The 13141-nt window shown below is 37.4% G+C and carries 12 protein-coding genes; 11 read left to right on the top strand and 1 reads right to left on the bottom strand.

What is annotated here, in order from left to right; all coding sequences use genetic code 11:
* The first annotated feature begins 128 nt into the window (after positions 1-128).
* From K1I71_RS05285 to K1I71_RS05235, 11 genes are all read left to right on the top strand, one after another.
* Positions 129-1109: an acetylxylan esterase gene (locus K1I71_RS05285; protein WP_223330394.1), complete on the top strand. Its 981-nt coding sequence runs from the start codon at positions 129-131 to the stop codon at positions 1107-1109.
* 201 nt (positions 1110-1310) lie between these two features.
* Positions 1311-2009, top strand: a complete 699-nt coding sequence (locus tag K1I71_RS05280; RefSeq protein ID WP_001135679.1) for an N-acetylmannosamine-6-phosphate 2-epimerase — start codon at positions 1311-1313, stop codon at positions 2007-2009.
* 24 nt (positions 2010-2033) lie between these two features.
* Positions 2034-2486 (top strand): YhcH/YjgK/YiaL family protein, encoded by a 453-nt coding sequence (locus K1I71_RS05275; protein ID WP_223330393.1) that lies wholly within the window; start codon positions 2034-2036, stop codon positions 2484-2486.
* Positions 2487-2504: 18 nt separating this feature from the next.
* Positions 2505-3842 (top strand): ABC transporter substrate-binding protein, encoded by a 1338-nt coding sequence (locus K1I71_RS05270; RefSeq protein WP_223330392.1) that lies wholly within the window; start codon positions 2505-2507, stop codon positions 3840-3842.
* Between the two features lie 78 nt (positions 3843-3920).
* Positions 3921-4805 (top strand): carbohydrate ABC transporter permease, encoded by an 885-nt coding sequence (locus K1I71_RS05265; protein WP_000237987.1) that lies wholly within the window; start codon positions 3921-3923, stop codon positions 4803-4805.
* Positions 4805-5638, top strand: coding sequence for a carbohydrate ABC transporter permease (locus tag K1I71_RS05260; RefSeq protein ID WP_000730468.1), 834 nt, complete (start codon positions 4805-4807; stop codon positions 5636-5638). Before K1I71_RS05265 ends, K1I71_RS05260 begins: the two co-directional genes overlap by 1 nt.
* Positions 5639-5655: 17 nt before the next feature.
* Positions 5656-7749: a neuraminidase NanB gene (nanB, locus tag K1I71_RS05255; RefSeq protein ID WP_223330391.1), complete on the top strand. Its 2094-nt coding sequence runs from the start codon at positions 5656-5658 to the stop codon at positions 7747-7749.
* A gap of 12 nt (positions 7750-7761) precedes the next feature.
* Entirely contained in the window at positions 7762-8865 is a 1104-nt protein-coding gene (locus K1I71_RS05250; protein ID WP_000241736.1) for a Gfo/Idh/MocA family protein, read from the top strand.
* Positions 8866-8933: 68 nt separating this feature from the next.
* On the top strand, positions 8934-9851 hold the full coding sequence (locus K1I71_RS05245) for a dihydrodipicolinate synthase family protein (RefSeq protein WP_223330390.1): 918 nt from the start codon (positions 8934-8936) through the stop codon (positions 9849-9851).
* Between the two features lie 17 nt (positions 9852-9868).
* A complete protein-coding gene (locus tag K1I71_RS05240; protein ID WP_223330389.1) occupies positions 9869-10753 on the top strand; it encodes an ROK family protein in 885 nt (294 codons plus the stop codon).
* 326 nt (positions 10754-11079) lie between these two features.
* Positions 11080-11844, top strand: coding sequence for a class I SAM-dependent methyltransferase (locus K1I71_RS05235; RefSeq protein ID WP_223330388.1), 765 nt, complete (start codon positions 11080-11082; stop codon positions 11842-11844).
* Between the two features lie 292 nt (positions 11845-12136).
* On the opposite strand, the gene K1I71_RS05230 is transcribed toward K1I71_RS05235, so the two are convergent.
* Complete coding sequence (locus K1I71_RS05230; protein ID WP_223330387.1) at positions 12137-12988, bottom strand: MurR/RpiR family transcriptional regulator; 852 nt, start codon at positions 12986-12988, stop codon at positions 12137-12139.
* Between the last annotated feature and the right edge of the window lie 153 nt (positions 12989-13141).

Below are 13141 nucleotides of genomic sequence, written 5' to 3'. Positions count from 1 at the left end.
TTAGACTTTCAGTCAGTAGGTTTGAAGAAAAAAATCTAAATTCTTTTTCTATTTATCCTTCTTTCTTGCATTGATTACTTAGATATGCTACAGTTGTGGTAGCGATTACAAAAAAGAAGGAGCATATTATGAAAAATCCAGCTTTGTTAGAAGAAATCAAGACTTATAGAGGACGGGATGAGGTTCCAGAAGACTTGGATGCTTTCTGGGATGAGGAAGTGAAAAAAGTTTCAACTCTTCCAGCCTACCAGTTGGAGGAAAGAAATTTCCACATTCCTCAAGTTAAGTGCTATGAGTTAACGTTTGAAGGAACCAATGAAGGCAAGGTTTATGCACGCGTCGTTCTTCCAAAGAGTGAGGAGAAGGTTCCACTAATCTTCCATTTCCATGGTTATATGGGACGTGGTTGGGACTGGGCAGACATGCTAGCCTTCACCGTAGCTGGTTATGGTGTTGTTTCTATGGATGTGCGGGGGCAGTCGGGTTATTCGCAAGACGGTTTGCGTTCTCCTCTAGGAAATACGGTTAAGGGACATATTATCCGTGGGGCTGTGGAAGGTCGGGATCACCTCTTTTATAAGGATGTTTATCTGGATATTTACCAGTTGGTCGAAATTGTTGCTAGTCTGCCTCAGGTAGATGAGAAGCGCCTTTCTAGCTATGGTGCCTCACAAGGAGGGGCTCTAGCCTTGGTTGCGGCAGCGCTCAATCCTAGGATTGAGAAAACAGTTGCCATCTATCCTTTCTTGTCAGACTTCAGACGAGTGCTTGAGATTGGCAATACCAGTGAAGCTTACGACGAACTTTTCCGTTATTTCAAGTTTCACGACCCCTTCCATGAAACTGAGGAGGAAATCATGTCGACCCTGGACTATATAGATGTGAAAAATCTTGCCCATCGTATCAAGGGTGAGGTTAAGATGATTACGGGCTTGGACGACGATGTTTGCTATCCTATTACCCAATTTGCGATTTACAACCGTCTGACCTGCGATAAAGCCTATCGCATCATGCCTGAGTATGCCCACGAAGCCATGAATGTATTTGTTAATGATCAAGTCTACAACTGGCTGTGTGGTAGTGAGATTCCTTTTAAGTATGTAAAATGATAAATGAGAGAGCCCAGTAGCTCTCTTTTTTGTAGTTTAATAAAAATGATTTAAAATAGATGACTCTCTGAAACTACTTTCAGAAACAGCTGTTCTATAAAATACTTTTGAAACTGAAATCTATTCTATCACAAAATATTGAAAGCGCTTAACAAATGATATATAATGAACTCATAAGAACAAAGAGAAGGAGGAAAGAGGATGCCACAGATTACTAAAGAAGCCTTGATTGCACAAATCAAAGATGGAATCATCGTTTCTTGTCAGGCTCTTCCTCACGAACCGCTTTATACAGAAGCGGGAGGAGTCATTCCCTTGCTGGTCAAAGCGGCTGAGCAAGGTGGAGCAGTTGGTATCCGAGCAAACAGTGTTCGCGATATCAAGGAAATCAAGGAGGTTACCAACCTTCCAATCATTGGGATAATTAAACGAGATTATCCACCGCAAGAACCCTTCATCACTGCTACTATGAAAGAAGTTGATGAATTGGCAGAACTGGACATCGAGGTGATTGCTCTGGATTGTACCAAGCGTGAACGCTATGATGGTTTGGAGATCCAAGAGTTCATTCGTCAGGTTAAGGAGAAATATCCTAACCAGCTCTTGATGGCTGATACAAGTACTTTCGAGGAAGGATTGGCAGCTGTTGAAGCAGGAATTGACTTTGTCGGAACAACCTTATCAGGATACACGTCTTACAGTCCAAAAGTGGATGGTCCCGATTTTGAATTAATCAAAAAACTCTGTGATGCCGGTGTAGATGTCATTGCAGAAGGGAAAATTCATACACCAGAACAAGCCAAACAAATCCTGGGATACGGAGTGCGAGGCATCGTTGTTGGTGGCGCTATTACTAGACCAAAAGAGATTACAGAACGCTTCGTTGCTGGTCTTAAATAACAAATAAAGAAAGGGGGATTGAGTATGATTATCACTAAAATCAGTCGTTTAGGAACTTATGTGGGAGTCAATCCACATTTTGCAACATTAATAGATTTTCTAGAAAAAACAGGACTAGAAAATTTAACAGAAGGTCCGATTGATATCGATGGTGATCGATTGTTTGGAAATTGCTTTACTTATCTAGCAGACGGTCAAGCAGGAGCCTTCTTTGAAACTCACCAAAAATATTTGGATATTCATTTAGTTTTGGAAAACGAAGAAGCCATGGCTGTTACGTCGCCGGAAAATGTAAGCGTTACCCAAAAATATGATGATGAGAAAGATATTGAATTATACACAGGGGAAGTGGAACAGTTAGTTCATTTGAGAGCTGGCGAATGCCTCATCACTTTTCCAGAAGATTTACATCAACCGAAGGTTCGTATAAATGATGAACCTGTGAAAAAAGTTGTCTTTAAAGTTGCGATTTCTTAATGTAGAAAGGGAAGAACAATGAAAAAAATGAGAAAGTTTTTATGTCTAGCTGGAGTTGCGCTAGCAGCCGTTGCCTTGGTAGCTTGTTCAGGAAAGAAAGAAACTACAGCTGACACTGAACCGCCGACAGAATTATCTGGTGAGATTACAATGTGGCACTCCTTTACTCAAGGACCACGTTTAGAAAGTATTCAAAAATCAGCAGATGCTTTCATGCAAAAGCATCCAAAAACGAAAATCAAGATTGAAACATTCTCTTGGAATGACTTCTATACTAAATGGACTACAGGTTTAGCAAATGGAAATGTGCCAGATATCAGTACAGCCCTTCCTAATCAAGTAATGGAAATGGTAAACTCAGATGCTTTGGTTCCACTAAACGATTCTATCAAGCGTATTGGACAGGATAAATTTAACGAAACTGCCTTAAATGAAGCAAAAATCGGGAATGATTACTACTCTGTTCCTCTTTATTCACATGCACAAGTCATGTGGGTTAGAACAGATTTGTTAAAAGAACATAATATTGAGGTTCCTAAAACTTGGGATCAACTCTATGAAGCTTCTAAAAAATTGAAAGAAGCTGGAGTTTATGGCTTATCTGTTCCGCTTGGAACAAATGACTTAATGGCAACACGTTTCTTGAACTTCTACGTACGTAGTGGTGGTGGAAGTCTCTTAACAAAAGATCTTAAAGCAGATTTGACAAGTCAACTTGCTCAAGATGGTATTAAATACTGGGTTAAAATGTATAAAGAAATTTCACCTCAAGATTCTTTGAACTTTAATGTCCTTCAACAAGCTACCTTGTTCTATCAAGGAAAAACAGCATTTGACTTTAACTCTGGCTTCCATATTGGAGGAATTAATGCCAACAGTCCTCAATTGATTGATTCGATTGATGCTTATCCTATTCCAAAAATCAAAGAATCTGATAAGGACCAAGGAATTGAAACCTCAAACATTCCAATGGTTGTTTGGAAAAATTCAAAACACCCAGAAGTTGCTAAAGCATTCTTAGAATCACTTTATAACGAAGAAGACTACGTTAAATTCCTTGATTCAACTCCAGTAGGTATGTTGCCAACTATTAAGGGGATTAGTGATTCTGCAGCCTATAAAGAAAATGAAACTCGTAAGAAATTTAAACATGCTGAAGAAGTAATTACTGAAGCTGTTAAAAAAGGTACTGCTATTGGTTATGAAAATGGACCAAGTGTACAAGCTGGTATGTTGACTAACCAACACATTATTGAACAAATGTTCCAAGATATCATTTCAAATGGAACAGATCCTATGAAAGCAGCAAAAGAAGCAGAAAAGCAACTAAACGATTTATTTGAGGCTGCTCAGTAGATGTAAAAGATTAGAAAATAGGTGGGCTAGTGAGCTGAAAAGCCCTAGCCCAATCTTGTAAAAGAAGGGAGAAGGAGAATGGTTAAAGAACGTAATTTAACTCGCTGGATATTTGTTTTGCCAGCTATGATTATCGTAGGATTACTCTTTGTTTATCCGTTTTTCTCGAGTATTTTTTATAGCTTTACCAATAAGCATTTGATTATGCCTAATTATAAATTTGTTGGTTTAGCTAACTATAAAGCTGTGCTATCAGATCCCAACTTCTTTAATGCGTTCTTTAATTCAATTAAGTGGACCGTTTTCTCATTAGTTGGTCAAGTTTTAGTAGGGTTTGTATTGGCTTTAGCTCTTCACAGAGTACGCCACTTTAAGAAATTATATAGGACCTTATTGATTGTTCCTTGGGCATTTCCTACAATCGTTATTGCCTTTTCTTGGCAGTGGATTCTAAACGGGGTTTATGGCTACTTACCTAATCTAATCGTAAAATTAGGTTTAATGGATCATACACCTGCATTTTTGACAGATAGTACATGGGCATTCCTATGTTTGGTGTTTATCAACATTTGGTTTGGAGCGCCGATGATTATGGTTAATGTACTTTCAGCTTTGCAAACAGTACCAGAAGAACAATTTGAGGCTGCTAAGATAGATGGTGCTTCAAGTTGGCAGGTGTTCAAGTTTATCGTCTTTCCACATATTAAAGTGGTTGTAGGACTTCTAGTTGTTTTGAGAACTGTATGGATCTTTAATAACTTTGATATCATCTACCTTATTACTGGTGGTGGACCGGCTAATGCTACAACGACGCTTCCAATTTTTGCTTACAACCTAGGTTGGGGAACTAAATTGTTGGGTCGTGCTTCAGCAGTTACAGTGTTGCTCTTTATCTTCTTGATGGCGATTTGCTTTATCTACTTTGCTATCATCAGTAAGTGGGAAAAGGAGGGTAGAAAATAATGAAGAAGAAATCCAGTATTTATTTAGATATTCTCTCACATGTACTCTTGATTGGTGCGACCATTGTTGCAATTTTCCCATTGGTATGGATTATCATATCTTCTGTCAAGGGTAAAGGGGAATTAACTCAGTATCCAACACGATTTTGGCCTGAACAATTTACATTAGATTATTTCACTCATGTTATCAACGATTTGCACTTTATTGATAACATTCGAAACAGTTTAATCATTGCCTTAGCTACAACCGTTATTGCGATTATTATTTCTGCTATGGCAGCCTATGGTATTGTTCGATTCTTCCCTAAATTGGGAGCAATCATGTCAAGATTACTCGTCATTACCTACATTTTCCCACCAATTCTGTTAGCAATTCCCTATTCAATTGCCATTGCTAAAGTTGGATTAACAAATAGTTTATTTGGCTTGATGATGGTTTATCTATCTTTTAGTGTTCCATATGCGGTTTGGCTTTTAGTTGGATTTTTCCAAACAGTCCCAATTGGAATTGAAGAAGCAGCTCGAATTGATGGTGCAAATAAATTTGTTACTTTTTATAAAGTTGTACTACCGATTGTAGCACCAGGTATTGTAGCAACAGCTATTTATACATTTATCAATGCTTGGAATGAATTCCTGTATGCTTTGATTTTGATTAACAATACAGGAAAGATGACAGTAGCAGTAGCCCTTCGATCACTTAACGGTTCAGAAATTTTAGACTGGGGAGATATGATGGCTGCATCTGTTATTGTAGTTCTTCCATCAATCATTTTCTTCTCAATTATCCAAAATAAGATTGCAAGTGGATTGTCAGAAGGATCTGTGAAGTAGACGAAAGAAGGAAAAAAATGAATAAGAGAGGTCTTTATTCAAAACTAGGAATTTCTGTTGTAGGTATTAGTCTTTTAATGGGAGTTCCCACTTTGATTCATGCGAATGAATTAAACTATAGTCAACTGTCCATATCTCCTATTTTTCAAGGAAGTTCATATCAACTGAACAATAAGAGTATAGATATCAGCCCTTTGTTATTAGATAAATTATCTGGAGAGAGTCAGACAGTAGTAATGAAATTTAAAGCAGATAAACCAAACTCGCTTCAAGCTTTGTTTGGCCTATCTAATAGTAAAGCAGGCTTTAAAAATAATTACTTTTCAATTTTCATGAGAGATTCTGGTGAGATAGGTGTAGAAATAAGAGACGCCCAAAAGGGAATAAATTATTTATTTTCTAGACCAGCTTCATTATGGGGAAAGCATAAAGGACAGGCAGTTGAAAATACACTAGTATTTGTATCTGATTCTAAAGATAAAACATACACAATGTATGTTAATGGGATAGAAGTGTTCTCTGAAACAGTTGATACATTTTTGCCGATTTCAAATATAAATGGTATAGATAAGGCAACACTAGGAGCTGTTAATCGTGAAGGCAAGGATCATTATCTTGCAAGAGGAAGTATTGATGAAATCAGTCTATTTAATAAAGCAATTAGTGATCAGGAAGTTTCAACTATTCCCTTGTCAAATCCATTTCAGTTAATTTTCCAATCAGGAGATTCTACTCAAGCAAACTATTTTAGAATACCGACATTATATACATTAAGTAGTGGAAGAGTTCTATCAAGTATTGATGCACGTTATGGTGGGACTCATGATTCTAAAAGTAAGATTAATATCGCGACTTCTTATAGTGATGATAATGGGAAAACGTGGAGTGAGCCAACTTTTGCTATGAAGTTTAATGACTATGAGGAGCAGTTAGTTTACTGGCCACGAGATAATAAATTAAAGAATAGTCAAATTAGTGGAAGTGCTTCATTTATAGATTCATCCATTGTTGAAGATAAAAAATCTGGGAAAACGATATTATTAGCTGATGTTATGCCTGCTGGTATCGGAAATAATAATGCAAATAAAGCTGATTCAGGTTTTAAAGAAATAAACGGTCATTATTATTTAAAACTAAAGAAGGATGGAGATAATGATTTCCGTTATACAGTCAGAGAAAATGGTGTCGTTTATGATGAAACAACTAATAAACCTACAAATTATACTATAAATGATAAGTATGAAGTTTTAGAGGGAGGAAAGTCTTTAACAGTTGAACAATATTCGGTTGATTTTGATAGTGGCTCTTTAAGAGAAAGGCATAATGGAAAACAGGTTCCTATGAATGTTTTCTACAAAGATTCGTTATTTAAAGTGACTCCTACTAATTATATAGCAATGACAACTAGTCAGAATAGAGGAGAGAGTTGGGAACAATTTAAGTTATTGCCTCCGTTCTTAGGAGAAAAACATAATGGAACTTACTTATGTCCCGGACAAGGTTTAGCATTAAAATCAAGTAATAGATTAATTTTTGCAACATATACTAGTGGCGAACTAACTTATCTCATTTCTGATGATAGTGGTCAAACATGGAAGAAATCCTCAGCTTCAATTCCGTTCAAGAATGCGACAGCAGAAGCGCAAATGGTTGAAATGAGAGATGGTGTGATTAGAACATTCTTTAGAACTACTACAGGTAAGATTGCCTATATGACTAGTAGAGATTCTGGAGAAACATGGTCAGAAGTTTCGTATATCGATGGAATTCAACAAACTTCATATGGTACACAAGTATCTGCAATTAGATACTCTCAATTAGTTGATGGAAAAGAAGCAGTCATTTTGAGTACACCAAATTCTAGAAATGGCCGTAAGGGAGGTCAATTAGTTGTCGGTTTAGTCAATAAAGAAGATGATAGTATCGATTGGAAATACCACTATGACATTGATTTGCCTTCGTATGGTTATGCTTATTCTGCGATTACAGAATTGCCAAATCATCACATAGGTGTATTGTTTGAAAAATATGATTCATGGTCAAGAAATGAATTGCATTTAAGCAATGTAGTTCAGTATATAGATTTGGAAATTAATGATTTAACAAAATAAAGGAGAAAAAACATGGTTAAATACGGTGTTGTTGGAACAGGATATTTTGGAGCTGAGTTGGCTCGTTATATGCAAAAGAATGATGGAGCAGAGATTACTCTTCTCTATGATCCAGATAATGCAGAGGCTATTGCAGAAGAATTGGGAGCAAAAGTAGCAAGTTCCCTAGATGAGTTGGTTTCTAGCGATGAAGTAGATTGTGTTATCGTCGCAACTCCAAATAATCTTCATAAGGAACCGGTTATTAAGGCTGCACAACATGGCAAAAATGTTTTCTGTGAAAAACCAATTGCGCTTTCTTATCAAGATTGTCGCGAGATGGTAGATGCATGTAAAGAAAATAATGTAACCTTTATGGCAGGACATATTATGAACTTCTTTAATGGTGTCCATCATGCAAAAGAACTAATTAATCAAGGAGTCATCGGAGACGTTCTATATTGTCACACAGCTCGTAATGGTTGGGAAGAACAACAACCGTCAGTATCATGGAAAAAAATTCGTGAAAAATCAGGTGGTCACTTGTATCACCACATCCATGAGTTGGATTGTGTTCAATTCCTTATGGGTGGCATGCCTGAAACTGTAACCATGACAGGTGGAAATGTAGCCCATGAAGGTGAAAATTTCGGTGATGAAGATGATATGATTTTTGTCAATATGGAATTTTCTAATAAGCGTTTTGCCTTGTTAGAATGGGGTTCAGCTTATCGTTGGGGTGAACATTATGTTTTGATTCAAGGAACGAAAGGTGCTATCCGCTTAGACTTATTCAACTGTAAAGGAACTCTTAAGCTAGATGGACAAGAAAGCTATTTCTTGATTCACGAATCTCAAGAAGAAGATGATGATCGTACTCGTATCTATCATAGTACAGAGATGGACGGAGCAATTGCTTATGGTAAACCAGGTAAACGTACTCCATTATGGCTATCATCTGTCATTGATAAAGAAATGCGCTATCTGCATGAGATTATGCAAGGAGCTCCAGTATCAGAAGAATTTGCCAAACTATTGACAGGTGAAGCTGCTCTAGAAGCAATTGCTACTGCAGATGCTTGTACCCAGTCTATGTTTGAAGATCGCAAAGTAAAATTGTCAGAAATTGTAAAATAAACATAATGTAAAGGGGATGAAAAATTTATTTTCTCCCCTCGTTTCGGAAATAAGTTAGGAGAAAATCTATGTCAGATTTAAAAAAATACGAAGGTGTCATTCCAGCCTTCTACGCATGTTATGATGATCAAGGAGAAGTAAGTCCAGAGCGTACACGTGCCTTGGTTCAATACTTCATTGATAAAGGTGTTCAAGGTCTTTATGTCAATGGTTCTTCTGGTGAATGTATCTACCAAAGCGTTGAAGATCGCAAGTTAATCTTGGAAGAAGTCATGGCAGTTGCCAAAGGTAAATTGACCATTATTGCTCACGTAGCTTGCAATAATACTAAAGATAGTATGGAACTTGCTCGTCATGCTGAAAGCTTTGGTGTAGATGCCATTGCAACGATTCCACCAATTTACTTCCGCTTGCCAGAATACTCAGTTGCTAAATATTGGAACGATATCAGTTCTGCAGCTCCAAATACAGACTACGTAATTTATAACATTCCTCAATTGGCAGGGATTGCTTTGACTCCAAGCCTTTACACAGAAATGTTGAAAAATCCTCGTGTTATCGGTGTCAAGAACTCTTCTATGCCAGTCCAAGATATCCAAACCTTTGTGAGCCTTGGTGGGGAAGACCATATCGTCTTCAACGGTCCAGATGAGCAGTTCTTAGGTGGTCGTCTCATGGGAGCTAAAGCTGGTATCGGTGGTACTTATGGTGCTATGCCAGAACTCTTCTTGAAACTCAATCAATTGATTGCGGATAAAGATTTAGAAACAGCGCGTGAATTACAGTATGCTATTAACGCTATCATTGGTAAACTCACTTCTGCACATGGAAATATGTATGGTGTCATTAAAGAAGTCTTGAAGATCAATGAAGGTTTGAACATTGGTTCTGTTCGTTCACCATTGACACCAGTGACTGAAGAAGATCGCCCAGTTGTAGAAGCAGCTGCAGCCTTGATTCGTGAAACCAAGGAGCGCTTCCTCTAATCCATAAGGAGGTATTTATGACACACTACGTTGCAATTGATATCGGTGGAACCAACATCAAATATGGTTTGATCGACCAAGAAGGCCAACTTGTTGAATCGCATGAAATGCCAACAGAGGCGCATAAAGGTGGACCTCATATCTTACAAAAGACCAAAGATATCGTAGCCAGCTATTTAGAACAAGGTCCAGTAGCGGGTGTTGCTATTTCTTCTGCAGGAATGGTGGATCCAGATAAGGGTGAGATTTTCTATGCTGGACCTCAGATTCCAAATTATGCAGGCACCCAGTTCAAAAAGGAAATCGAGACTAGCTTTAACGTTCCTTGTGAGATTGAAAATGACGTCAACTGTGCAGGTCTGGCTGAAGCGGTATCTGGTTCAGGCAAGGGAGCGAGTGTGACCCTTTGCTTGACTATTGGAACAGGTATCGGTGGTTGTTTGATTATGGATGGGAAAGTCTTCCATGGATTTAGCAATTCAGCCTGTGAAGTTGGGTATATGCATATGCAGGATGGAGCGTTTCAAGATTTGGCTTCTACAACAGCTTTAGTGAAATATGTAGCTGAAGCACATGGAGAAGATGTTGATCAGTGGAATGGTCGACGCATCTTTAAGGAAGCCACTGAAGGCAACAAGATTTGTATGGCTGGTATTGATCGGATGGTAGATTACCTTGGGAAAGGTCTGGCTAATATTTGCTATGTGGCCAATCCAGAGGTAGTCATTCTCGGTGGCGGTATCATGGGACAAGAGGCTATCCTCAAACCCAAGATCCGCACAGCCTTGAAAGAAGCCTTGGTGCCAAGCCTAGCTGATAAGACGAGATTAGAATTTGCTCATCACCAAAATACAGCAGGGATGTTGGGTGCCTACTATCATTTCAAGACAAAACAATCCTAGTTTGGAGCTATAGAATTAAGCAGAATACTTAATCACTACCTGAGTGAAAAATGTTTTGCTTAATTCTTTTTTATTGAAGAATTTTAGCGAAAGGAGGTAATCGTGAGAAATTAGGAGAAAATCACTGTCTTGTATGAAAGGTTAAAGCGAGAGCAATTCTATCATCAATTTAGTTGAGATTTAGCTTGAGTAAAAAAGAAAATGTGGAAAAATGATATAATGAGATGGACGAAAATTTTACAAATTAGAATTTCTAGAGGTGAGAGAAATGTGGCAACCTATTCACCTTAAATCGAAATAATATAAAATTACGAGAAGATTATAAGATGAACAATTATATAAAATTAAATGAAGATAGATGGAATAATGTAAAAAATGACTACACTGAGCCATTGACACATGAAGAATTAGAAGAAGTTAGAAAACATCCAATTTCTGTTGCATTAACTGTTGGGAAAAAAGTTCCAAAAGAGTGGTTTGAAAAAGCAAATGGAAAAAAGATATTAGGTTTAGCTTGTGGTGGTGGACAGCAGGGACCAGTCTTTGCTATAAAAGGTTATGATGTAACCATAATGGATTTTTCGAAATCACAATTACAAAGAGATGAGATGGTTGCTAAAAGCGAAGGCTTAAAAATCAACACAGTTCAAGGAGATATGACAAGACCATTTCCATTTGAAAATGAAACTTTTGATATTATTTTTAATCCAGTTTCAAATGTATATATAGAAGACTTAGAAAACATGTATAAAGAAGCTTCTCGAGTATTGAAAAAGGGTGGATTGTTAATGGTCGGATTTATGAACCCTTGGATATACATGTATGATGCTGACACTGTATGGGATAAACCCGATGAGGAACTACTCTTGAAGTTTTCATTGCCTTTTAATTCAAGAGAGCTTGAAGAGAAAGGAAAGATAACCATCAATCCAGAATATGGATATGAATTTAGCCATACCTTGGAGACTCAGATTAGAGGACAACTTAAAAATGGTCTTGCTATGATTGATTTTTATGAATCGTGTGACAAAAGACATCGATTATCGAGTTATGGAACTGACTATATAGCTACACTTAGCATTAAACTATGAACTCATGAAACATACTTCAAGAGAATAGCCCGTTTTATGTTCTGTGAGGTGAGGGTTAAAATCTAAATCTCAGTTTGTCGAAGTACAATAATCAAATAAATTTATAGAGAGAAAGTAAAAGTAGCAAATAGCGATATTTCCTTTTTGTTGTCAAACATTCAAAAACGAAAAGGAAGATTTATGGAAGAACTGAAAAACACGATTAGAATTTGCTCATCACCAAAATACAGCAGGTATGTTGGGAGCTTATTATCACTTTAAAACAAAACAATCCTAGTTTGGTTAAACCAAACTAGGATTTTCTTACACGTTTTTGTCTACGATAGCCGTTGAGTTTTTTATTTTCCCAATAGCTATTAAAGATTTTCTCCTTGCTTTCACGATTGATTTCCAAAAAGTAGGCATAAATCAAATCGATAAAGAAGAGCATAGGAAGTTGAGCGGATATACGTTGGATGTAAGAAGGCTGACTGTGGCTAGCAACAAGAACGTTTTCTGTATAGGTCTGACTATCTTTATTGGGAACACTTGTAAAGAGTACAGTCTTTGCCCCCATCTCCTTAGCGTCTAATAGACTATCTAAAATAGAAGGTGTTGTGCCAGAAAGTGAGAAACCGAGTACGAGACAATTTTCATCCATAATGCTGGTTGTCCAAGCAAAGCCGTCTTGATCAGTCAAGGCCTCGCAGACCACACCTAGACGCATAAAGCGCAATTTCATTTCACGAGCGACAAGTCCAGAACTACCTGTTCCAAAGAAGTAGACACGATCAGCACCTTCGATTAACTGGGCAATTCGTTCTAGTTGAACTTCGTCAATCAAGTCTTGTGTTTGTTCCCTCATATTGCTATAGCTTCTGAGGACTCGTTTTGTCAGTGGACTGTGTTTGTGAGAATGGGTGTCTTGTTTCTCTGCTTGGTGTTGGTATTGGAAAATAAATTCTCTATAGCCTGTAAAACCACACTTTTTAGCAAAGCGGGTCAAAGCAGCTTGGGAGATATGTAATTTTTGAGTGACTTGCTGGGATGATAAATCATCTGCAATGGTTTCAGATTGTAAAAAATAGCGAGCGATTTCTTGCTCTAAATCTGTCATTTCTTCGAAGTGGGAATCAATGATGGTTGCTATATCTGGTTTGTCCATAGGGAAGGCTCCTTTAAATGAGTCGTATTGGAAAAAGACTGGGTCATCGAACTTTTACATTTATTATATCATATAATAGGGCACCTCTAAAAACCTATCCAATGGACACCAAAATATGAGATAATAGCCTTATCATAAGATGAGGTTATTATT

This window comes from Streptococcus mitis (genome assembly GCF_019929545.1).
Classification (GTDB): domain Bacteria; phylum Bacillota; class Bacilli; order Lactobacillales; family Streptococcaceae; genus Streptococcus; species Streptococcus mitis_BU.
The sequence above is the reverse complement of the archived record's forward strand: the minus strand, read 5'-3'. Positions and strand labels throughout refer to the sequence as shown.